Source organism: Streptomyces sp. XY006, assembly GCF_002237655.1.
Lineage (GTDB): Bacteria > Actinomycetota > Actinomycetes > Streptomycetales > Streptomycetaceae > Streptomyces > Streptomyces levis.
Genome location: NZ_NOKT01000028.1, coordinates 18,154 through 40,224, shown reverse-complemented (window position 1 = coordinate 40,224; position 22,071 = coordinate 18,154). Strand labels below are relative to the sequence as shown.

The following is a 22,071-nucleotide window of genomic DNA, read 5'->3' as shown; positions in this document are numbered from 1 at the left end:
CGGGCTCCGGGCCCCCGTTGCCCGGGGGCTTTTGGCCCCTGATGCCCGAGGGCTCTGGGCTCCTGATCAGCGCTCGGCCGCCCCGTAGAACAGCTCCTCCACCACGCCCCGTGCGCGGCGGGCCGTGCGCCGGTAGCCGTCGAGCATGTCGCCGACGTGGCCCGGGTTGTGGCCCAGGTACCGGCCGACGGCGGCCAGTTCGCGCGGGTCGGAGGGGAACGTGTCGCCGGCCCGGCCGCGTACCAGCATCACCGCGTTGCGGACCCGGGTCGCGAGGACCCAGGCCTCGTCGAGCGTCCCGGCGTCCTCGTCCGTGATCAGTCCGGCCGAGCGGGCGGCGGCCAGGGCCTCGCGCGTGCGGGTGGTGCGCAGACCGGGCTCCCGCGCGCCGTGCCGCAGCTGCAGCAGCTGCACGGTCCACTCCACGTCGGACAGCCCGCCGGGGCCGAGCTTGGCGTGCAGCTTCGGATCGGCGCCGCGCGGCAGCCGCTCCCGCTCCATCCGGGCCTTCAGCCGCCGGATCTCGCGCACGGCCTCGTCACCGAGGCCGTCGGCCGGGTAGCGCAGCGGGTCGACCAGCTCGATGAAGCGGCGGCCCAGGTCCTCGTCCCCGGCGACCGGCTCGGCCCGCAGCAGGGCGTGCGACTCCCAGGTCAGCGACCAGCGGCGGTAGTACGCCGCGTACGAGGTCAGCGTCCGCACCAGCGGCCCTGACTTGCCCTCCGGGCGCAGGTCGGCGTCGATGAGCAGGGGCGGGTCGGCGCTGGGGAGCTGCAGCAGGCGGCGCATCTCGGAGACGACCTTGTTGGCCGCCTGGGAGGCCTCCCGTTCGTCGACGCCGTCGCGCGGCTCGTGCACGAACAGCACGTCCGCGTCGGAGCCGTAGCCCAGCTCGTGGCCGCCGAACCGGCCCATGCCGATGATCGCGAACCGGGTGGGCAGCTCGTCGCCCCAGCCGTCCCGGACGACGGCGCGCAGCGTGCCGGCGAGGGTCGCGGCGGTCAGGTCCGACACCGCCGCCCCGACCAGGTCGACCAGGGCGCCCTGGTCGGCCTCGGCGGGCTGCTCCTCGGTGCCGTAGGAGCCGACGATGTCCGCGGCGGCCGTGCGGAACAGCTCGCGGCGGCGCACCCCTCGGGCGGCCGTGACCGCCTGGGCGGCCCCGTCGGCCCGGTTCACCGCGGCGAGTATCTCCTGCTCCAGATGGGCGCGGGAGCGGGGCTCCAGGCCGCCGCCGTCCCCGTCGCCGAGCAGCGCCACCGCCTCGGGCGCCCGCATCAGCAGGTCGGGCGCGAGACGGCCGGCGGACAGCACCCGGGCGAGGTTCTGCGCGGCGGCGCCCTCGTCCCGCAGCAGCCGCAGGTACCAGGGCGTCTTGCCGAGCGCGTCGGACACCTTGCGGAAGTTGAGCAGGCCCGCGTCCGGGTCGGCCGAGTCGGCGAACCAGCCGAGCAGCACCGGCAGCAGCGTGCGCTGGATGGCGGCCTTGCGGGTGACGCCGGAGGCCAGCGCCTCCAGGTGGCGCAGGGCGGAGGCCGGGTCGGCGTACCCGAGGGCGACCATGCGTTCCCGGGCCGCCTCGGCGCTCAGCCGGGCCTCCCCGGTGGCGAGCTGGGCGACCGCGTCGAGCAGCGGCCGGTAGAACAGCTTCTCGTGCAGCCGGCGCACGACGGTGGCGTGCCGCCGCCACTCGCGGTGCAGCTCGGCGACCGGGTCGGTGCGCAGCCCCAGGGAGCGGCCGATGCGGCGCAGCTCGGCCTCGTCCTCCGGCACGAGGTGGGTGCGCCGCAGCCGGAACAGCTGGATGCGGTGCTCCAGCGAGCGCAGGAAGCGGTAGGCCTCGTCGAGCTGCGCGGCGTCGGCCCGGCCGACGTAGCCGCCGGCGGCGAGGGCCTTGAGCGCGTCGAGGGTCGTGCCGCTGCGCAGGGAGGGGTCGGTGCGGCCGTGCACCAGCTGGAGCAGCTGCACGGCGAACTCGACGTCCCTGAGGCCGCCCGGGCCCAGCTTCAGCTGGCGATCGATCTCGGCGGCGGGGATGTTCTCCACGACCCGGCGGCGCATCTTCTGCACGTCCGGGACGAAGTTCTCGCGTTCGGCGGCCTTCCACACCAGGGGCTGGACGGCGTCGACGTACTCCGCGCCCAGGTCGAGGTCGCCGGCCACCGGCCGGGCCTTGAGCAGCGCCTGGAACTCCCAGGTCTTGGCCCAGCGCTGGTAGTAGGCCAGGTGGCTGGCCAGGGTCCGCACCAGGGGGCCGTTCCTGCCCTCGGGGCGGAGGTTGGCGTCGACGGGCCAGATGGAGCCCTCGACCGTGGTCTCCGAGCAGATCCGCATCATGTGCGAGGCGAGCCGGGTCGCGGCGCGGATCGCCTTGGTCTCGTCGGCGCCGTCGGCGGCCTCGCCGACGAAGATGACGTCGACGTCCGAGACGTAGTTGAGCTCGTGGCCGCCGCACTTGCCCATCGCGATGACGGCGAGCCGGCACAGGGCGTCGTCCTCGGGCGCGGCGGCCCGGGCCAGGCCGAGGGCGGCGCGCAGGGTGGCGGTGGCGAGGTCGGCCAGTTCGGCGGCGGATTCGGCGACACCGGTCGTGCCGCACACGTCGCGGGCGGCGATGGACAGCAGACAGCGCCGGTAGGCGACGCGCAGCGAGACCGGGTCGGTGGCCTCGGCGAGACCGGCCTCGAACTCCGCCACCCCGGGGTGCAGGTCCCGCGCCTCGTAGGTCACCAGGGCCTGCCAGTCGTCCGGGTGCCGGGTGAGGTGGTCGGCGAGGGCGGTGGAGGCGCCGAGCACGCCGAGGAGCCGGTCGCGCAGCGGCTTGGCCGAGATGAGCGTGTCGAGCAGTTCCCGGCGGGCGCCCGGGTGCGGCTGGGCCTCCAGCAGCCGGACGAGGCCGAGCAGCGCGAGATCGGGGTCGGCGGTCGCACCCAGGGCGTCCAGCAGCACCGGGTCGTCGCGCAGGGGCGCGAGCTCGACGCTGTCCAGGAGCCGCTCGGCGGCGGAGGCGTCGGTGAAGCCGTGCCGCAGCAGCCGTGTGAAGGTACTGCTCCTGCGCCCCGGGGCCGCCGTCATCCGGGCCTCCCTCGCACTCATTCTCGGGCCTGCATCGGATCAAGGTCCTACGGCTTCGAGCCTAACCGCAGGGCCGGGGACGGGCGCCGGCGAGTTCGGCAGGCGGACGGGGTCCGGATGGGGGCGGCAGGGCTGTTCCGGATCGGGGCTGTGCGGCCGGGAGGGCGGAGCTGTTCCGCATCGGGGCTGTACGGCCGGGACGGCGGAGCTGTTCCGGATCGGGGCCGTACGGCCGGACGGGCGGGCGGGCGGGGGCCACGAGGTGTGTGGCGGCTGTCAGGCTGGGGGGCCACCAAGCTGGAGGGGGCACCAGGCGGGGGGAGGCGTGTCAGCGGCGGCGCCCGGCTACGCCGGCTGGCCGCGGGGTGGAGGAGACGTACGGCAACCTCCGGCACGTCGAGGTACGGGAGGGCCATTTCCACCACGGCGCGGGGCGCGCGGCCGTCTACTCGGTGGCGCGGCGGACCGTTTTCGGCTTCGGTAAGGGGGAGCCGTTCAGCCGGACGCGGTGGCGCGAGGGCGGTGCGCCCGACGTCCGGTGTGCGGCGCCGATGCCGCCCGACGAAGGAGTCACGCCGTGGACATCACCCTCGAAGTCATCCCGCTGCCCGTGACCGACATCGACCGGGCCCGGGACTTCTACCGGGACAAGGTCGGCTTCCACGTGGACATCGACCAGGAGGTCATGCCCGGGATGCGGATCGTCCAGCTGACGCCTCCGGGTTCCGGCTGTTCGATCGCCCTCGGCGACTCACTCTGGGAGATGACCCCGGGCCCCACCCCGGCCCCCGGCTCCTACCAGGGGCTGCAGCTGTGCGTGGCCGACATCAAGGCGGCGCACGCCGAGTTCGTGGCCCGCGGCCTGGACATCTCGGAGCCGGTCCAGTACGCCCCGGACGACGGTGCCACGTTCATGCACTTCCAGGACCCGGACGGCAACGGCTGGGCCGTGCAGGAGTACCGGCGGCGGGCGACGGAACCGCTGCACGAGCTGCTGGCGAACCAGAAGCGGCAGCGGGAGTCCTGACCGTCGCGGCGGGGGCCGATCGGACCGGTCAGGAATCGAGAAGCCGGAAGGCCGGGGCGCGACTAGCGTCGAAGACATGACCTCCATCGCATGCGTCACCCTCGAGGTGAGCGACCCCGCCGCCGCCGAACGCTTCCACACCGCCGCCTTCGGCCTGGCCGGCCAGGTGCGTCTGCGGGCCTCGCAGGCGCCCTCGACCGGCTTCCGCGGCTTCACGCTGTCCCTGGTGACCTCCCAGCCGGGCAACGTCGACGCGCTCTTCGACGCGGCCGTGGCGGCCGGTGCGACCGTGCTGAAGCCCGCCGCGAAGTCCCTGTGGGGCTACGGCGGCGTGGTGCAGGCCCCGGACGGCACGATCTGGCAGCTCGCCTCGTCGTCGAAGAAGGACACCGGCCCGGCCGCGCGGGAGTTCGACGAGATCGTGCTGCTGCTGGGCGTCGAGGACGTGAAGGCCGGCAAGCGGTTCTACGTCGAGCACGGCCTGGCCGTGGCGAAGAGCTTCGGCGGCAAGTACGTCGAGTTCGAGACCGGGCCGGGCCCGGTGAAGCTGTCGCTGTACAAGCGCGGCGGCCTGGCGAAGGTCGCCGGCGTCTCCCCCGACGGCACGGGCTCCCACCGCCTCGTCATCAACGGCGACACCGGCGCGTTCACGGACCCGGACGGCTTCGCGTGGGAACCGGTGACACAGACGGCAACCCTGTGAAGCAAGGCCGACGGCTCCCAGCCGCCGGCCTCCCTCACACCACGGTCGCGCGCGCTACAGCGCCGGAAGGTTCTTCCGCAGCTCGAACGCTGTGACCTCCGAGCGGTACTCCTCCCACTCCTGCCGCTTGTTGCGCAGGAAGTGGCGGGGTGCGGGAGCGACCTAGGGTGAGCGGCGCCAGTGCAGCGCTGGCTCTCTGCCGAGGGGCCGCTGGTGGTCGTTGTTGGTCTTCCTGAGCCGCCCTTCGACGGCCCACAGACGGCCCGGCTATGAAGCTTGGCAGACCGTTCAAAAATAGGTAGGGGCCTGCCTCGTGCACCGAGTTCGTGACTGGCTGCAGTGGTGTTGCTCTCAGCGATGAGTTGCAGCAGATCCTTCGGGACCGGACAGAGCTCCATAGGTCTTTGCACCTGTCGGCCCAGCATTACGAGATTTGCCGACCGGTACATTTTCATTCGCTGCCCATCGACGATCGTCCTCTTACTGAGAGAGTATGTGGACCGGAGTGTCCGAAACGGCCCCCCACGGATTTCAAACGCTCAACGTTTCACCCACTCAGGCCGCAATGGGACCAGGCTGATGACATTCGCGGACATTACACAGCGACACGGATAATTGCATCCTGAAGGGTCACCTCAAGGACGAGCGTACAACAATAACTAGAAGCGGAATTTCTTATTGAAGGAGTCATGACTGTCGAGGCGATCCAAAGTCGCGAGGAATGCATGACTGAATGTGTCGATAGAGTCAAAGTCGTTGATAGTCGCAGCAGTGAATGCGACACCTCTTCTATTTGCAGCCTCTTTGAGGCCCTTGATGGCTACCGGCGAAATTTCGCTCGTCGAGACGAGTATGAAGCCGTCCATCGCCTGTGTGGCAAGAACATCTTCCAAGTATTTGATGTCGCGGGCGGTAAGCTTGCCAGCGTAATTCTTTACTTCGATCCCAATGCTACCCTGCCGCGTGCTCACGATGATATCTACCGTAGGCCCGTTAAGTGAAAACGGCTGCGAGAGAGTTGCTTCTGGAGAAATATTGCGAACCTCATGAATGATACGCCCCATGAGATGGGACTGAAGTTCCTTCTCGGAAGTTCGCGAAATTGCCTCCAAAGACTTGTCCGAGACATTTTTATCGACCACGCGCGCAGCTCGCTTGAGGAACGCATCAAGCTTTTGTTGATAGTAATTACCGCCAACTGATGCGACTTCACGAACAAGCTCGACGCGGGGTCCGATCGTTCGACCGCTCTGACGCCTGTACCAGTCCTCTTTCGTGTCGTTCGTGATTAGCAAGAAGTGGCCAGGGCTTTTTTCTACTTTATCCAGTACGTCGAGCCATAGCAGCGCATCTCCGTACGTATTGATTTCCTTTTCTGCATCCAGGTAGCCGGGCGGAGTCTTCTTAGCGTACCTGTCCTTTGCCAGTTCAATACGTGCGGAGAGTGTCTCATGCGAGGGGGGATCGCCTAGTCGCCCCGCCAGGAGTCTTTGCCACTGCTCCAGCACCGCATCCGCCCGTAGGGCGTCTTCTAGTTTCCCGTCGCGACCCCCGCTGAGGCGATGAACGATGGCAAGGGCATCCTCAACATGCCGCATCACTGCGGTTTGCTCCTCCGGTGTAACCACAGGATGTGCTCGCAGTGTTGAGAAATGTGACTCCAGCTTAGCTTTAGCGTCCTTGATTGGTTTTTCTAGCTCCTGATAGATCTTGTCTTCGCCTGCGATGACTCCTGGGCGGTTCTCGAAAAACTCCCAGCCTGCTTGATAAGGGACCCAGAGCCTTCCCTGCACAGACTCCAGAACCGAGAATACCTGTCTTCGTGTGTCAGCGTCCAGCTTGTATGGAGCAAGAAGGACGTTCGTGTCTAGAACGATAGTCCCTTCTGTGAGGAACTTCCGATACTCCTCGTCATCTGGCGTGTAGTACTCATTGAAGTGATCACGCATAAGATCAGGACCTCGCACTACTCAGAATCATCACCGACGTGGATAGGGCGGTACACGGCAATGGGTACCACTGAAAATCCCGGGTATTGCGGCAGGTCGGAAAATCCAGAGGCACCCATGAAGCCGAGAAACTCATTGATGAACTTCGCCGCGCGGCCTCGCACGACCTTTCCCGAATCGTCCGTGAATGAGCCGTCGCCATCAAACAGGTTCGATGCCGGCGCAGCGTGATGCCCTACGCTGCCCACCAAAGTCCACACCTGTTCACCCGTTCCGTACCTGGCGAAAAGAATTTCAGGGTCATCGTCAAGGTGCTGGCGTCCCTCGTTAAGTCGGACACTCACAGAGTAATCACGATCATGCGCAGGAAACAGGTTGAGATGCAGTCCGGGGGTAAATAGCCCTCGCGCGATGCGTAGCATTGCACGCAAGTTTTCTCCGCTCAAATCAACCGAGTCGGCGAAAGTGAAATCTGGGATTCGATCTTCCAATTCCGGGATCGCGGGATGATTGTTTTTCTTGTTCCCTGCGGCGCGATTCAGTCTTTTGCGAACGGCAGGGGGAAGTGCGGCCGGTTCAGGGTAGGAACCGTTGATCTCCTGAAATCCTGTAACTGCCGCCGCTAGGCCAGCGAATGAGGCGGCCACATAGCGGGCATCGAAAAGAGAGCCAAGTGCGGTAATCTTAATCAAGGAGCCTGCCGGATATTTAGCCTGCAGCTTTCCTGACGTCCAGAATGAGTGGTCAGCGACTTCGTCGGTTACGTCGCGTAGCAGTTTCTCCGCCAGTAGTGACTGCTCAAGACTCGGAAACAGTGAATCAGCGAGTGACTTAGTAGTGCTTGATTCATTGGCTGACTCATACCTGCGAGTTTCCTGGTTCTCCGGCAGTCCATGCGTGGTTGTTTTCTGCGCCGCACTGGAAGTTTCAGGAACACCACCCTCCACTTGAGCGAGAATCGAACGAACCTTCTCTACATCGACGTAGAGGAACTCGCGAATGAGCATGTGCTCTCCCCTCACAGGTGGTCCAGTCATCGTGCATCACTCGGGTCGCGCAAACTGCCAGTTCTGAACAATTCGCTGGGTTGTAGCTTCGGATGAGCGTCCTGCGGGGCACGAGCTGACGAAGTGGCGATCGATACGGCTGAACCGGTCTGGCGTCCAAGTGGCGCGCGGCTGCCCGAACGCAACGCAGTGTGGGCCGGGCGGGCACAAGGTAGCAGCGGTGCCGGGGGCGAAGATGGGGCGCGCCCGGCGGACAGCACGATGGTTGCCCGATTACACGGCGCCTGCTAGATCTTTCAGTCGAGTGTCGCGGTCGTGGGAACTAGACGACTCGTGAAGCCGGCAGCAACGAGACGGCGATACGCCGTCTCTACGTTCGCCGGGATTCTTTGGCGGATCATGAACCCCTCGTCCGGGTAGATCATGAGCCGCTGCTGCGCTCCGACCAGCATGTCAACGACTAGGCGCTCATCGCCGATTGCGGCGACGTACTCTGCGAAGCTCATCGACGCGGAAGCACAGATCCACTCCACATCGGGCCAAAGCTTCCGGGCAGTTGCGTACGCTCGTCGCTCCTCGTACGGCTTGCAGACAAGCAGGACCGACGCCACTGCGATGCCCTGGTCAGCAAGCAGCGCACGCGAGAGCGTGATGTTCTCTCCGGTGTTCCGGGCGTTCGGTTCGACAAGGATGGCGTCCGCCGGCACCCCGAGTTCCAGGGCTCGCTCCCGGTAGTGCTCTGCCTCGCCGCGCGGCATCCGGTCCCGGGTGGTTCGGCTGGTCGCTCCCGTGAAGACGATCAGGGGAGCCATACCTTCCCGATACAGGGCCGCCGTGGTGTCGGCGACCCCGAGGTCATGGCTCCCCAGCCCGATGGCGACCGAACACGGGCGTACCTCGTGGCCCATCTGCTGGAAGTCCCAGAGTCGTCGCGCATCCGCCCATGACTGCTGCGAGATCACTTCTTGTCTCCGCCTTCCGCCGCCGAGTCGGGCACCTTGAAGTCGTACGTCCATGAGAAGCGTGTGGCCGCATGCACGCCCAGCGCGAATTCGACCACCGTGCCGTCGGCCGTGAACGTCGTCCGGTGCAGCTCTACGACCCACTCACCGGGGGCGAGCTGCAAGAGCTGGACCTCGTCAGTGGTAGGGACTCGGGCGAACAGCGTCTCTCGCATGTGGTCGATCTCGTACCCCGCGTCGTACAGCACGCGGAACCCGCCGCCCCTGCCGGCCGGGCCCGGAGTCGGGTCGACGATGCGCGTTCCCTCGACGTGTTCCGGGCGGTAGTAACTGGTCAGAGTGTGCGTGGGCTGCGTCCCTTCCTTGACCAGTCGCGCGCGAGCGTAGACGTCGGCTCCCTCGGGCAAGCCGTGCGCTGCTGCGACCACCGGTGGTGCAGGGACCTTGCTGACCGTCTGCGTCTGTTCGTTGCGCCGGTAGGCGCGGCCGGACGCCACCCGGTCCGCGATGAAGGCGACTTCGTCGCCGTCCCTCCACTTGGCCTTGTCGTACCGCTCGATCCCGAGCCGCTTGAGCGGTGGCCGGTCGCGTACGACCGTGCCGTGGCCACGGGAGGACGTCACCAGTCCCTCGGCTTCCAGCGCCTTGTAGGCCGCGTGAACAGTGGACTTGGAGCCCTCACCGGCCTCCACCAAGTCCCTGATCTGCGGCAACTGCTCACCGGGCGCGTATTCACCAGACCGGATCTTCTCCGCGATCCGGTCCGCGAGCTCCCGCCACTTCGGTGCCATCAGAACCTCCCGTCGACTTCGACCAGTGAAACACAGTCCCAGGACTGTTGACAGTCCTGGGACTGTGAGCCATGGTCTTCTCAGGCGCCTCGCAGTCCCAGGACTGCAGCGCTCCGCGGGGCCCTCTTTGGGCTGCGCACATGCACGGGGCGGGGACGCTGCAATCCCGCTAAAGGCCAGGTGGGACAGGGCTTCGGCCCGTACTGGCGAGGTGGCCCGGTGACCGCGAGCAACGGCCGGAGAGTGGGGACGCGATCCCCCTTGCAGTGCTTCATCCCTACTGATCTCGACTGAGAGGAACCCCGGTGTACCGACGACATCCGTGGGGCGCCGCCGTGCTGGACCGGTCGGCGTCGCCCGTACGCACTTCCCGGTCCGCTCTCTTCCTGGCATCGCAGCGCCTAGTGCTGCGGCCGGCTGCCTCTCCCGCCCGTCGACCGCCCTCATCGCGGCTGGTCGACGGACGGGGGCGCGGGGAGCCGGAACGTCCGACTTCAACGGCGCGCGGCCCCGGTGCTGGAACACCGGGGCCGCTGTCTGGGCCGTATCGCCCTGAGAGGAACCACGACCCATGAAGCACATCGGTGCTGTTCAGGTGGTTGTTACCGCCGACGAGTTCGACCGCGAGCCGACCGCTGTCGAGCTGGACGCCATCGCCAGCGAGACGCCGCTGATCGTGGCGGAGGTCGAGTTGCTGGACGTACAGATCAGCCTGCTGGACCGCCCCGCGACGGAGTGGGACACGCGCCGACTGCGGCGGGCCCGCCGCAAGGTGCTGACCGTGCGGCGTGAGCTGACCAACCGCGGCGCCACGGTGCCGGGGGTGGTGGCGTGATGGCCGGCGAGTTCACGGCGCAGATGTCGACGCGTCGGGGCCGGTGGCACCTGTACGTAGTGCTCATGAACACCACCGCGCGGTGGCCGGAGTACAGCTTCGGTCATGGCGGGCCGGTGCCGACGCTCACGGACCGCGTGAACGCGCTCAGCGTGCTCGGGTTCGAGCCGGTGCCGGACGCTGCGTGGCAGTGGACCGAGGACAGCGAAACCCCCTTCGACCCGTCCTCGCCGGTGCTGCTGATTGCCGCGATCCGGGTGCGTTCACGAGCGGAGGTGGGCGCGTGAACGGCGTTCAGATCCGTTCAGCCGAGCGCGCGCTGTCGGCCGGTACGTGGCTGATCGTGGCGGGCGCGATGCTGTACTCGATCCTCACCGTCACCCCGCTCGCGGCGGAACACACACCGGATGAGTGGGACTGGACGGCGCCGATCCTGCCGCTCGTGGTCGACGCCGCCGTGGTCATCGTGGTCCGCCTGGACGCGGCGCTGGCCCGTCTCGGCGGGAACGGCGGAGGGTGGCCGGTGGCGCTGCGCTGGATGACCGGCTGCATGACCCTGGCCCTGAACGTCGCAGATTCCGCCCTGGCCAAAGACCTGGTGGGCGTGGCTGTGCACGCGGTCGCGCCGCTGCTGTTGATCGTCACCGCCGAGACCGGGCTTGCCTACCGGCGCGCAATCGCCGCTGCCGTCACTGCGCTGGAGGACAAGCAGCGAGCCGAGCGCGAGGCGCGCGAGAAGGCGGCTGCAGAGCGGCGTGAGGCTGCCGCGCAGCGCGCCCGTGAGGAGCGCGAGCACGCCGCGATGCTGGCGCGTGAACAGCGTGAACACGAGGCCCGCTTGACCCGCGAGCAGGCCGAGCGGGAAGAGCGTGCCCGGCGCGAGGAACAGGAGCGGGCGCAGGCTCGCGAGCGGGCCGAGCGCGAGGAGCGTGAACGCGCGGAACGCGAGCGTGAACGGCTCCGGCTGGAGCGTGAACGCCGTGAGCGCGCTGAGGCCGAGCGCCGCGAGCAGGAGCGGCAAGAGCGGGCCGAGCGTGAGCGCCGGGAACGCGCCGCGCTGCTGGCCGCCGGACCGGCCGCGGACAAGCTCCCCGAGGAGCGCGCCCGCCAGATGGTGCGGGCCGCGTTCGAGGCCGGGTTGCCGGTGCGCGCCGCCGCCGAACTGTGCGGCTGGTCGGTCGGGTGGGTCTCCGCCCGCTACGCCGAGCACCGCGACCCCGGCAACGGCGGGGCTGAGCTGGCCATCGCGAGCCGCTGATGGCCGCAGTCCCGGTCTACCCCTGGCGCCTGGCGCCGGACGGGTTGGCCACCCGCCGGCAGCTGCGCGCCCGCGGGCTTCGGCCCGGTGGTCAGGACGTGGCCGCCCAGCTCGAACGCCCCCGCCGCCGGCGGGGGCCGCTGGTCGCCTACCTCTACCGCATCGAGCAGGCCCAACCCATGCGGCCCATGACCCCGGCCCGCTGGGCGGCCCTGGCCAAAGCCAACGCCGCCCGCCGTACCTGCCCGCAGTGCCACAACGACGCCGGATACGTCATCCCCGCCGCACTCGGGATGTGCGTGCCCTGCGCCTACCCCGACGACGAACAGCGCGCCGCCTGAATCCCTCCGACTGCCCTTGGAGTTTCGCTGTGTCCAGCCGTACCCGTACACGCTCCGTGAAGACGGCCGCGGGCGTCCACACCGTCCGCATCCCCCGCCAGCGCGGGCGCCGCTCCGAACCGTTCGTGATCGTCGTTCCCGAACGCCCGTCCCTGACCCGTGAAGCCCTCGGCTTCGTGGGCCGCGGCCTGTGGACGTTCCGCCAGGCCCTCGCCCCGACCGGCCTGTCTGTGCTCGCGTTCCTGGTGGCCGGGCTGCTGCACGTGATCGCCTGGTGGTCCTCCCTCGTCATCGCCCCTGCAGCGGCGGCGCCGCTGGGATGGCTGCTGGTCATGCAGCGCCGCCACCCGGCCCGCAGCACCGCGCTCGCCTGGCGCATCGGCCTGGCCACCCTCGCCACGCTCGCCGCGGTGTGGCTGGCACTGGCCGCCGGGTTCGGCCCGCTCGCCGGGCCGCTCGCGCTGCTATGGCTGCTCATCCTCATCGCCGCGCAGACCGCGTGGCTCATCATCCGCCCGTCCCGCTGACCTGAGGAGAACGCCACATGGCCAACAACGGACGCACCAGCGCCGCCAACGCCGTTCGCGGCTTCGCGAATCGGCAGGCGACCCAGCCCTTCGCCCGCCCTCGCAGCAACAGCGACCACGGTAAGGGCAACAAGTTCGCCAACGCGGGGGCCGCCGCCGGCGGGTTCGTCGGCGCGATGGGCGGCTCGTTCGTCCCGCCGATCAACGTCACCGTGAACAACAACAAGCAGGCGGGCGGCTCGAACGGGCGCCGCCCGCACGCCGAAGCCCTGCTCCCCGCCCCGGACTTCACCTCCCCGGCGCAGGTGCGCAACTACTGCAACACCCTGCGAGCCGCGGCGGTGACGCTCTCGATCGAGGTCGCCATGGGCACTGAGATCCTCAAGGGCGTGCTCGCGGCCGTGCCGGACCCCGAGGGCCGGGCGTTCGGCTCCCGGATCCGTGCGGCGAAGGTCGCCCGGAAGATGAACCGCGCCGCCGAGGACCTGCGCAGCGCCGCGAAGAACGCCGCCGCCTGCTACGCCACGTTCCAGCAGGAGTTCGAGGAAGAGATCAACCGCGTCCGTCACCGCGCCCGCAAGCCGCAACAGCCCGTCATGAACTGGGCCCAGCAGTAAGGAGGTCGACCCATGGCAAGGAACAGCAACAGCCGCGTGCGGCACACGGACTTCCTCGACAACGGCCGGACCACCGACTACCCCGGCCCTGGTCTCTTTACCGGCCAGGCCACTGGCGGGGTGGGCGGCTACCTGCTGCAGCGCGCGATGCCGCACCTGCCGCCGTGGGTGGCCGCCGCCGGTATCGGGATCGCCGGTGGGTTGGGCAGCCTCCAGTGGGCCGAGAGCGCGGCGGCCGGGGTCGGCCTGACCCTCGCCTCCGTCGGGCTCACCGGCGCCACCTGGTGGATGGGAAAGGCCACCACCCCCCAGCGGCGCCTGCACTCCGCCATCACCGTGGCCGCGGCGTCCGCGTGGACCACGGCCGCGTGCCTGGCCGGGCCCACCGCGGGCCCGCTGCCCGACCTGTACCTGATGGGCGCCCCAGCGGTGGCGCTGTCGTGGAACATCCGCATGATCCTCCGCCGCAACGACGCCCCCACCGCCGAGGGCGGGGACAAGGGTCTGCTGGAGAAGGTCGGTCTGGCGCGGGCGCAGATCGGCAACGCCAAGGTGGAGCCGAACCGGGTCACCGCTCCGCTCGCGGTGGAGGCCGGTGAGCAGACCAACGACGACGTGTCCAAGGCCCTGGGCCGGATCGCCTCCGCGCTGGACCTGCCCACCTCCGCCGTGCGCTACCAGCCCGACGCCGACTCCTCCCGTCGCGGCGAGCTGGTCATCGTGCCTGAGGACATGCTCGCTGAGGCCGCGTACTGGGAGGGGCCGTCGAACCTGGGCGGCTCGATCGCCGATCCGCTGGTGATCGGCCGCTACGACGACGGCTCCCCGATGTTCCTGTGGCTGCCCGGCGACCCCGAGCAGGGCCGCAACGGCACCCACGTGCTGATCGCGGGCGGCACCGGGTCGGGCAAGGGTGAGACCGCTCTGAACCTGCAGACGGAGATCCTGTCCCGGCGGGATGTGCTGCTGTGGCTGTCGGATCCGAAGATGTTCCAGGACTTCCGGCCGCTGCTGCCCGGCATCGACTGGGCAGCCGAGGGCGGAACCCCCACCGAAGTCATGGTGGAAGCGATCCAGGCCGTCATCCCCGCCCGCACCCGCTGGCTCGGACAGCACAACTACCGCCAGTGGGTCCCCGCGGCCGCCCAAGTGCAGAACGACCCCGAGCACACCTGCCGCACGGACGGCCGGGCCTGCGGCTGCCCCGGGATGCCGTACCTGGTGGCCTGGATGGAAGAGGCCGCCAGCACCCTGCGCAACCTCGGGGACGACGCCTTCACCGGCATCGCCCAGGAAGCCCGGTCCGCCGGCGTATCCCTGATCGTGTCCCTGCAGCGGCCGTCCTACGACCAGATGTCCACCAGCACCCGCGCCTCGCTGCCGTCCGTGATCGCGCTCGGCTGTGACCCGCGCGACGAGTCGTTCTCCCTGCCGGACACCGTGCTGGACGCCGGCGCCCACCCCGGCGCCTGGGGCAACCGCCGCCCCGGCTACTGCTACCTCGTCACCCCCGGCATCGACGAGACCCGCTACGCCTCCCCCGGCCGCACCTGGGGATTCGGCCCCAACGCCGTCTCCCTCATGGAAGTCCTCGCCAACTGGGCCCAGCGCAACGGCGCCACCGCAGACCCCATCACCGCCGGCGCCGCCTCCAGCGTCGCCGGAAACGCCTACACCGGCCGCCCCACTCCCGGCGGCACCCCCGCCGGGCACACCGCCACCGACGAGGACGACATGGACGACACCGGCTACGGCCCGCTGGTCGACCCCGAGGACGCCGACATCGACCCCGAAGCCGAACTCCCCGACGACGAACCGGGCGACGACGCCCCGATCTTCGGGCAGGAGACCGGCCGCAAGCCGTCGCCGGAGGAGGCCCGGCGCCTGTTCGCTCAGGCGCTGGAGGAGTTCGAGCGGGCCGGGCACATGGTCGTCGGTCCCAAGGACTTCATGGACTGGTGCGACCGGAACAACCTCTCCCGCCCGTGGGTCTCCGCACGGCTCAAGGAGGCCGCCCTGGAAGGCCGCCTGGAGCCGACGAACACCACCGGCCGGTGGCGCATCGTCCCCGCCCTGACGGCCGCGTGACGCCTGACAGCGTCACGGCAGCCTGACACCCAAACCCCTAGGCAGACGCGGTGTCACGTACTCCTGACACCGTCGTCTGACATCCCCTTGACACTCACCCGCACGGGCCCGCGCCGCCACCCTGGCGCGGGCCCGCCGCCATTCCGGAGGGATCCCCCGTGGCCCACCCCGAACCGCCCGTGGCCGTCGAAGTCCACCAGCCGCATCCCATCGCCGTGCACCCGTCGGCCGCGTCGGTCGTCCCCGTCCAGCCGCACGCCGTTCCGGCCGTCGCGAGCGTCGTCCTCCCGGACGGGCGGGTAGTCACCGGCTACGCCATCGAACCCCCCAAGCCCGAACCGATCGTCGCCAAACCGGTTGTCTCCCGAACGGCGGTGAACGTCGCCCTCGGGGGTATCGGGTTCCTCGCGGTGTGCGGCGGCTTGCTGCTGCTCACCACACTCATCACCGCCCTGACCGCACTCATCACCGCCCTGACCGCACTCATCACCCAGCTCGTCACCCTCGCCGCCGTCATCTTCGGCGGCTGGATCGCTCTGCAGGTGTTCGGCGGGAGCAGCCACCAGGGCCGCGGGACCACGGTCAACATCCGCAAAGCCGTCTTCAAGCGCAACCACTACCACGGCTGAGGAGAACTGCGATGCGACCGCGTGTCCAGCTCATCCGCTGGCCCCGCCGGGCTGTCGTTCTCACCGACACTCCCGACTCGAAGTGTCCCCTGTGCGACGGCGACGGCGGGATCAGCCGGGACTACGGCGACCCCGAGACCGGCGAGTACGCAGGCACCGACAGGGAGCCCTGCACCTGCTGGGACGGCACCCGCCGTTGTGTCCTGCTGCCCCTGCCCCGCTTGTTCCGCCGCACCTCGACCCACTACAGCGACGAACCGCCCTTCTAGATGCGCCAAGGGCGGCCCCCTCTCGCCAAAGACCGGGGCCGCCCTTGCCCACCTGCCATCAACAGACCTGTGGAGGTCATCCAGCATGACGCAACCGACCCTGATCCGGCGAGGGCGCGGCGGCATGAGCGCGCTGCCCGAACCCCTGCGGACCGCGCTGACGCTGGCTGCTACCGGTGTGCCGGTGCTGCCCCTGCGCGCGGGGAAGGCCCCGTTCGGCAACTGCCCGCAGTGCGCGAACAACGCGTGCGGCGGTCGGCCGAACATGAAGAGCGCGGGCGCCTGCATTTGCCCGGCGCCTTGTCACGCGTGGGCCGCCGCCACCACCGATCCGGACGTGCTCACCTCCCCGGCCTGGATGACCGCGTGGCGGCGGGCCGTCTGCGTCGCCTACCACCCCGGCGCCGCAGGACTGACCGTGGTGGACCTCGACGACGCGGCGGCCGTCGCATGGGCCCGCACCGCCCTGCCTGCCACCAGGGCCGTGGAGACGACGCGCGGTGAGCACTGGATCTACCAGGGCGTCATGTCGTCGCACAACGCGGTGCGGCCCGGCGTCGACATCAAGTCGGCCATGTCCTACGCCCGCTACCTCAGCCCCGGCACCGGAACCCTGACCCCCCTGCCGGACACCGTCCGTGGACTGGCCGTGAAGAAGCCCTCCCCCGCCCGGCCGGCGCCGCACGGCTACACCGTCCCCGCACCGGCCGGGGAGGCGGAGTGCCCTCACCGCACGCCCGCCTATCTGGAGCGTGGCATCGCCATGGCGGAGCAGCGCGTCGTCGAGGCTCGCAGCGCGGTCCACGCGACCGTCTACCGGGCGTTCCTGGCAGTGCTGTCCACGCATGGCCGGTGCGGTTGCCTCACCGACGCGCACGTGGCGCGGCTGTTCGCCGCCGCTCAGGCCAAGGGCGAGACGCTGCGGCACTGCACCGACGCGTGGGCCAACGCCCGCACCAGGTTGGGACTGTGAGCATGTCCGACGACGACAAGACCCCAGCCCGTGAGGTCATCACCGACTACGCACAGGCCCACTTCCGGTACTTCCGCACCGCCGACGGCACCGTGTACGCGCAGAAGAACGGCCACCCCGTGGCCCGCCCGATCCGCTCGCAGGGCACGACGGGAAGCCACCGACAGGAACTCATGGTCGGTCTCTACCGTGACGGACTGGGTGTGTTCAACGGCACCGCGCTCAAGGAGGCACTGGACTTGATCGAGGCCCTGGCGCTGACCGAGGACGTGCAGCCCGTCCACATCCGCGTGGCGCCCGGGTTCGACGGGGCGACGTGGCTGGACCTGGGCCGCACCGACGGCCAATCCGTCCGTATCCACCCCACCGGCTGGGACATCGCCATTCCCGACCCGCGGGAAGTGTGCTGGCGCCGCACCCAGCTCACGGGCGAGTTGCCCCTGCCGGTCAAGGACACCGACGGCAAGGGCATCGATCTCCTGCTCCGGCTATGCAACTTCGCCGGCGCCGAGACCGAGTGCCTGGCCATCGCCTGGCTGATCGGCTGTCTCGGGCCATCCGTGCCCGTGCCCGCGCCGTTCCTGACCGGTCCGCAGGGCGCCGGCAAGTCCACGGGCGGGCGGATGCTCGTGCGGATCATCGAGGGCATGAGCGGCGACCTGCGCCGCGCCCCGAAGGACGAGGAGAACCTGATCGCGGCCGTGGCCGCCGGATGGGTCACCGCCCTGGACAACCTCTCCCACATGACCCCGGACCTGTCGGACGCGATGTGCTGCATCGTCACGGGCGCCGAGAACGTCAAGCGCGCCCTGTACACCGACGGGGACGTGGTCCGGGCCCGCTACCGCCGCCCCATGCTGCTCACCGGCATCGACGTGGGAGTCATCCGGCCCGACCTCGCCGAACGCCTCCTGCCCCTGCGCCTGGAACGCCCCCGCGTCCGGCGCACAGAGGCGGAGCTGTGGGCAGAGTACGCCGAAGCCCTGCCGGTCATCCTCGGGTCCCTGCTCGACCTCACGGTCAAGGTCCGTGCAGCTGAGGCGGAGACCCCGACCGATCTGCGGATGGCGGACTTCGCGCACCTGTGCGCGCAGCTCGACGCCGCGACCGGCCTGGGAGCCCTCGCTGCCTACCGGCGCAGCCTCGACGACCTCAACGACGACGTGATTGAGGGCGACTTGCTCGCGCAGACGGTCCTCAAGCACGCCGAGACCATCGAGCCGGGCGGCGAGCAGCGGATGACCTCCACGGAGTGGCTGCACTGCCTCAGCCGCCTCTACAGCGGCGACGACATGCGTCCGCTGCCCAAGGGGTGGCCGACCACGGGCAAGGTCCTCTCCGACCGGCTCAAGCGCCTCCAGCCCACCCTTGCCGCTCGCGGGGTCCTGATCGAATCGGGCCGCACCAGCGAGGGCCGCTACCTCGAAATGACCCACCTGCAGGCGCCGCCGCCCCACGAGGAGAAGCGGATCTTCTGACCCCGCGCCCCCGAACGGTCCCCGGACAAGCAAGAAGAGCACCACCGGCCACCGCCGCGCGTGCTCTTCTTGCTGTTCGGCGGCGACAGCCGCCCTGCGAGGGTCGCGCCGCGCAGCGGCTCGCTCTTCACGCTTGAAGCGGCACCGGACCACAACAGACGCCACCCCCCTCCCTTGTCCCAAGGGAAGGAACCCTGCGTCATCTGCGTCACGCAGGCCGAGATATCACCCCTGACCTGCGCATAGGGGAATGACGCAGACGGCCGTGTCTGCGTCATCTTGCGTCATCTGCGTCACCTGATGACACAGCCCATGACGCCCCGGTGACGCACCCCCACTTCACTGCGTCACGCAAAGCCGCAGGTCATCAGCCCGAATGACGCTGATGACGCAATGACGCAGAAATCCGCACTTCGGACAGACACGGCCACGCCCGCGCCCTGGAGCTCCTATGGCAACACCGAGAGACCTCGACCCTCGCGCCGCTGTCCGCGGTGGCCTCCCTGACCGGTACCTCACCCCCGACGACATCGCCGAGATGTTCGAGGTGCCCCTGGAGACCGTCTATCAGTGGCGCAAGAAGCGGACCGGCCCGCCGGGCTTCCGCATCGGCAAACACCTCCGCTACGACCCCGCCGACGTAAGGGCCTACGTCGACCAGCGCAAGCACGCCGACGCCACCGCCGCCTAACCGAACACCCACCACACGGCAGGGAGAGCCGCCCGCGCGGCCCTCCCTGCCGCATGTCGAGAGGACCACTGCCTGATGGCAGGCCACATCCAAGACCGGTGGTACAAGACCGAACCCGACGCCGCCGGCAAGCCCCGCCGCGTACGCACGGCCCGCTACGGCACCGGAATGCGCTACCGCGCCCGCTACATCGGCCCGGACGGCACCGAGAAGAGCAAGTCGTTCCCGGACGGGCAGAAGCGACTGGCCGATCAGTGGCTCGCCCACATCGAGGCCGACATGTCCCGGGGTCAGTACGTGGACCCGGCCGCGAGCCGCGTGACGTTCCGGCAGTACGCCGAGAAGTGGCTGAGCACGCAGACCACCGACATGACCACACGAGAGTCGGTGGAGTCTGCAATCCGCGGCCACGCCATCCCCTACCTGGGGCCGCGACCGCTCGGCTCGTTCAAGCCGGAACACATCCGGGATTGGCTCAGCGAACTGGAACGGGCCGTCCCTGCGGCGTCTTACCGGCGCGTGATCTACAACAACGTCTCGACGGTCCTCAACGCGGCCGTGGACGACGGTCACCTGTCCAAGAACCCGTGCCGCGCGCAATCGGTTCGTCCGCCGGCCGCGGGAAGTGGCCGTGTCGTGCCGTGGAGTGCAGAGCGCGTCTTCGCTGTGCGTGCGGCACTGCCGGAGCAGTACCGCGCGATGGTCGACCTCGGAGGCGGCTGCGGACTCCGGCAAGGCGAGATCTTCGGGTTGCCGGTCGACGCCATCGGCTTCGACTCCGGATGGCTGCACATCGCGAACCAGGTGAAGGTGACGAAAGACGGTCTCGTGTTCGCCCCGCCGAAGCGGGCCAAGATCCGCGACGTCCCCTTGCCGGACCGTGTGGCGCACGTCCTCAAGCAGCACATGGAGGCGTTCCCCCCGGTGGAGATCACCCTTCCCTGGCTCCGGGTGGACGGTCCGCCTGTGACGAAGCGGTTGCTGTTCACCCGCCTCGACGGCGCGGGCGCGGTTCGGCGTACCGACTTCAACGACCGCGCGTGGAAGCCTGCTCTCGTGGCTGCTGGGGTCATCCCCACGCCGAAGCCCGGAGAGCGTCACCAGGCCGCCCGCGAACACGGCATGCACGCCCTCAGGCACTTCTACGCGTCCGTCCTGCTGGACGCCGGCGAGAACGTCAAGGCGTTGAGTGCCTACCTCGGCCACAACGACCCAGGATTCACGCTCCGGGTCTACACACACCTCATGCCGAGCAGCGACGCACGGGCCCGGAAGGCCGTCGACGGCCTGTACGAGGGCACCGATCCGGCGCCCGACGGCCCACAGACGGCCCAGGACCGGTGAGACGCCACGGGGCCGACGGTCCACAACCGTCGGCCCCGTCCGCCGCAGCAGCGATAGACCCTGCTCTGACCAGCCCTTACAGCGCCGGAAGGTTCTTCCGCAGCTCGAACGCCGTGACCTCCGAGCGGTACTCCTCCCACTCCTGCCGCTTGTTGCGCAGGAAGAAGTCGAAGACGTGTTCGCCGAGGGTTTCGGCGACCAGGTCGCTGCGTTCCATCAGGGTCAGGGCCTCGCCCAGGTTCTGGGGCAGCGGCTCGATGCCCATCGCGCGGCGCTCCGCGTCGGACAGGGCCCAGACGTCGTCCTCCGCGCCCGGCGGGAGTTCGTAGCCTTCCTCGATGCCCTTGAGGCCGGCGGCGAGCAGGACCGCGTAGGCGAGGTAGGGGTTCGCGCCGGAGTCGAGCGAGCGGACCTCGACGCGGGCCGAGCCCGTCTTGCCGGGCTTGTACATGGGGACCCGGACCAGCGCCGAGCGGTTGTTGTGGCCCCAGCAGATGTACGACGGGGCCTCGCCGCCCGCGCCCGCCGTGCGCTCCGCGCCGCCCCAGATGCGCTTGTAGGAGTTGACCCACTGGTTGGTGACGGCGGAGACCTCCGCCGCGTGCCGCAGCAGGCCCGCGATGAAGGAGCGGCCGACCTTGGAGAGCTGGTACTCCGAGCCCGACTCGTAGAAGGCGTTGCGGTCGCCCTCGAAGAGGGAGAGGTGGGTGTGCATGCCGGAGCCGGGGTGCTCCGAGAACGGCTTGGGCATGAACGTCGCGTGGACGCCCTGCTCCAGCGCCACCTGCTTCATGACCAGGCGGAAGGTCATGACGTTGTCGGCCGTGGAGAGCGCGTCGGCGTAGCGCAGGTCGATCTCCTGCTGGCCGGGCGCGCCCTCGTGGTGGGAGAACTCGACCGAGATGCCCATCGACTCCAGCATCGTGATCGCCTGGCGGCGGAAGTCCATGCCGACGTTGGTCGGGGTGTGGTCGAAGTAGCCGGAGTTGTCCGCCGGGGTGGGGCGGGAGCCGTCCAGCGGGCGGTCCTTCAGCAGGAAGAACTCGATCTCCGGGTGCGTGTAGAACGTGAAGCCCAGGTCGGAGGCGCGGGCCAGGGCGCGCTTGAGCACGTAGCGCGGGTCGGCGAAGGACGGGGAGCCGTCCGGCATGAGGATGTCGCAGAACATGCGCGCCGTGCCCGGGGCCTCCGCGCGCCAGGGCAGGATCTGGAAGGTCGACGGGTCCGGCTTGGCGATCATGTCGGACTCGTAGACCCGGGCGAAGCCCTCGATCGCGGAGCCGTCGAAGCCGATGCCCTCGTCGAAGGCCTGTTCCAGTTCGGCCGGGGCCACGGCGACGGACTTGAGGAAGCCCAGCACGTCCGTGAACCACAGGCGTACGAACCGGATGTCGCGCTCCTCCAACGTCCGGAGCACGAACTCCTGCTGCTTGTCCATCTTCCGCTTCCCCATCCTTGCTGGTCAGGCCGCCTGTCTTCCGTACCACGGGAGGCGGTCGGGCACCTG

The 22,071-nt window shown here is 69.3% G+C and carries 21 protein-coding genes and 2 pseudogenes; 16 read left to right on the top strand and 7 right to left on the bottom strand.

All coding sequences use genetic code 11. The features are described 5' to 3' along the window. Nucleotides 1–66: 66 nt before the first annotated feature. The gene (locus CHR28_RS28420; protein WP_094056561.1) at nucleotides 67–3,075 is read right to left on the bottom strand and encodes a bifunctional [glutamine synthetase] adenylyltransferase/[glutamine synthetase]-adenylyl-L-tyrosine phosphorylase; all 3,009 of its coding nucleotides are present in this window, start codon (nucleotides 3,073–3,075) and stop codon (nucleotides 67–69) included. 312 nt (nucleotides 3,076–3,387) lie between these two features. Between CHR28_RS28420 and CHR28_RS38560 the strand changes: the two are divergent. From CHR28_RS38560 to CHR28_RS28405, 3 genes and pseudogenes are all read left to right on the top strand, one after another. After that, nucleotides 3,388–3,590 (top strand): annotated as a pseudogene (locus CHR28_RS38560) (pyridoxamine 5'-phosphate oxidase family protein); the annotation flags it as partial. Nucleotides 3,591–3,652: 62 nt separating this feature from the next. After that, nucleotides 3,653–4,102: a VOC family protein gene (locus CHR28_RS28410; protein WP_094056560.1), complete on the top strand. Its 450-nt coding sequence runs from the start codon at nucleotides 3,653–3,655 to the stop codon at nucleotides 4,100–4,102. A gap of 76 nt (nucleotides 4,103–4,178) precedes the next feature. Next, entirely contained in the window at nucleotides 4,179–4,805 is a 627-nt protein-coding gene (locus tag CHR28_RS28405) for a glyoxalase (RefSeq protein WP_094056559.1), read from the top strand. 54 nt (nucleotides 4,806–4,859) lie between these two features. Here CHR28_RS28405 and CHR28_RS39030 read toward each other — a convergent pair. The 5 genes and pseudogenes from CHR28_RS39030 to CHR28_RS28390 all read right to left on the bottom strand — a co-directional run. Continuing rightward, a pseudogene (locus CHR28_RS39030) lies at nucleotides 4,860–4,946 on the bottom strand (glutamine synthetase); the annotation flags it as partial. Nucleotides 4,947–5,464: 518 nt separating this feature from the next. Continuing rightward, a complete protein-coding gene (locus tag CHR28_RS37555) occupies nucleotides 5,465–6,754 on the bottom strand; it encodes a PIN-like domain-containing protein (protein ID WP_143655915.1) in 1,290 nt (429 codons plus the stop codon). 17 nt (nucleotides 6,755–6,771) lie between these two features. Next, nucleotides 6,772–7,761, bottom strand: coding sequence for a DUF6414 family protein (locus CHR28_RS37550; protein ID WP_143655913.1), 990 nt, complete (start codon nucleotides 7,759–7,761; stop codon nucleotides 6,772–6,774). A gap of 296 nt (nucleotides 7,762–8,057) precedes the next feature. Next, nucleotides 8,058–8,723, bottom strand: a complete 666-nt coding sequence (locus CHR28_RS28395; RefSeq protein WP_094056558.1) for a YdcF family protein — start codon at nucleotides 8,721–8,723, stop codon at nucleotides 8,058–8,060. Then, complete coding sequence (locus CHR28_RS28390) at nucleotides 8,720–9,514, bottom strand: GntR family transcriptional regulator (protein ID WP_094056557.1); 795 nt, start codon at nucleotides 9,512–9,514, stop codon at nucleotides 8,720–8,722. Before CHR28_RS28390 ends, CHR28_RS28395 begins: the two co-directional genes overlap by 4 nt. Before the next feature lie 571 nt (nucleotides 9,515–10,085). Here CHR28_RS28390 and CHR28_RS28385 point away from each other — a divergent pair. From CHR28_RS28385 to CHR28_RS28325, 13 genes are all read left to right on the top strand, one after another. Further along, entirely contained in the window at nucleotides 10,086–10,349 is a 264-nt protein-coding gene (locus CHR28_RS28385) for a DUF6284 family protein (RefSeq protein ID WP_094056556.1), read from the top strand. A 65-nt stretch (nucleotides 10,350–10,414) separates the two neighbouring features. Then, nucleotides 10,415–10,636 carry a DUF6303 family protein gene (locus CHR28_RS28380; protein WP_373453394.1) on the top strand — a complete coding sequence of 74 codons (222 nt, stop codon included), beginning with the start codon at nucleotides 10,415–10,417 and terminating at the stop codon, nucleotides 10,634–10,636. Then, the gene (locus CHR28_RS28375; RefSeq protein ID WP_094056554.1) at nucleotides 10,633–11,607 is read left to right on the top strand and encodes a DUF2637 domain-containing protein; all 975 of its coding nucleotides are present in this window, start codon (nucleotides 10,633–10,635) and stop codon (nucleotides 11,605–11,607) included. Before CHR28_RS28380 ends, CHR28_RS28375 begins: the two co-directional genes overlap by 4 nt. Then, nucleotides 11,607–11,948 (top strand): RRQRL motif-containing zinc-binding protein, encoded by a 342-nt coding sequence (locus CHR28_RS28370; RefSeq protein WP_094056553.1) that lies wholly within the window; start codon nucleotides 11,607–11,609, stop codon nucleotides 11,946–11,948. Before CHR28_RS28375 ends, CHR28_RS28370 begins: the two co-directional genes overlap by 1 nt. Nucleotides 11,949–11,977: 29 nt before the next feature. Beyond that, nucleotides 11,978–12,475 carry a hypothetical protein gene (locus CHR28_RS28365; protein ID WP_094056552.1) on the top strand — a complete coding sequence of 166 codons (498 nt, stop codon included), beginning with the start codon at nucleotides 11,978–11,980 and terminating at the stop codon, nucleotides 12,473–12,475. 17 nt (nucleotides 12,476–12,492) lie between these two features. Beyond that, nucleotides 12,493–13,092, top strand: a complete 600-nt coding sequence (traA, locus tag CHR28_RS28360; RefSeq protein ID WP_094056551.1) for a plasmid transfer protein TraA — start codon at nucleotides 12,493–12,495, stop codon at nucleotides 13,090–13,092. A 12-nt stretch (nucleotides 13,093–13,104) separates the two neighbouring features. Then, nucleotides 13,105–15,180 carry a plasmid transfer protein TraB gene (traB, locus tag CHR28_RS28355; RefSeq protein WP_094056550.1) on the top strand — a complete coding sequence of 692 codons (2,076 nt, stop codon included), beginning with the start codon at nucleotides 13,105–13,107 and terminating at the stop codon, nucleotides 15,178–15,180. Nucleotides 15,181–15,338: 158 nt separating this feature from the next. Continuing rightward, nucleotides 15,339–15,809 carry a hypothetical protein gene (locus CHR28_RS28350; protein WP_094056549.1) on the top strand — a complete coding sequence of 157 codons (471 nt, stop codon included), beginning with the start codon at nucleotides 15,339–15,341 and terminating at the stop codon, nucleotides 15,807–15,809. 11 nt (nucleotides 15,810–15,820) lie between these two features. Next, nucleotides 15,821–16,078, top strand: coding sequence for a hypothetical protein (locus CHR28_RS28345; protein ID WP_094056548.1), 258 nt, complete (start codon nucleotides 15,821–15,823; stop codon nucleotides 16,076–16,078). 85 nt (nucleotides 16,079–16,163) lie between these two features. After that, nucleotides 16,164–17,051: a bifunctional DNA primase/polymerase gene (locus tag CHR28_RS28340; protein WP_256984453.1), complete on the top strand. Its 888-nt coding sequence runs from the start codon at nucleotides 16,164–16,166 to the stop codon at nucleotides 17,049–17,051. Between the two features lie 2 nt (nucleotides 17,052–17,053). Then, complete coding sequence (locus CHR28_RS28335) at nucleotides 17,054–18,529, top strand: ATP-binding protein (RefSeq protein WP_094056547.1); 1,476 nt, start codon at nucleotides 17,054–17,056, stop codon at nucleotides 18,527–18,529. Between the two features lie 451 nt (nucleotides 18,530–18,980). Then, nucleotides 18,981–19,220: a helix-turn-helix transcriptional regulator gene (locus tag CHR28_RS28330; RefSeq protein WP_094056546.1), complete on the top strand. Its 240-nt coding sequence runs from the start codon at nucleotides 18,981–18,983 to the stop codon at nucleotides 19,218–19,220. Nucleotides 19,221–19,295: 75 nt separating this feature from the next. Beyond that, complete coding sequence (locus tag CHR28_RS28325; protein ID WP_094056545.1) at nucleotides 19,296–20,564, top strand: tyrosine-type recombinase/integrase; 1,269 nt, start codon at nucleotides 19,296–19,298, stop codon at nucleotides 20,562–20,564. Between the two features lie 76 nt (nucleotides 20,565–20,640). On the opposite strand, the gene glnA is transcribed toward CHR28_RS28325, so the two are convergent. Continuing rightward, nucleotides 20,641–22,002, bottom strand: a complete 1,362-nt coding sequence (glnA, locus tag CHR28_RS28320) for a type I glutamate--ammonia ligase (protein ID WP_094056627.1) — start codon at nucleotides 22,000–22,002, stop codon at nucleotides 20,641–20,643. Between the last annotated feature and the right edge of the window lie 69 nt (nucleotides 22,003–22,071).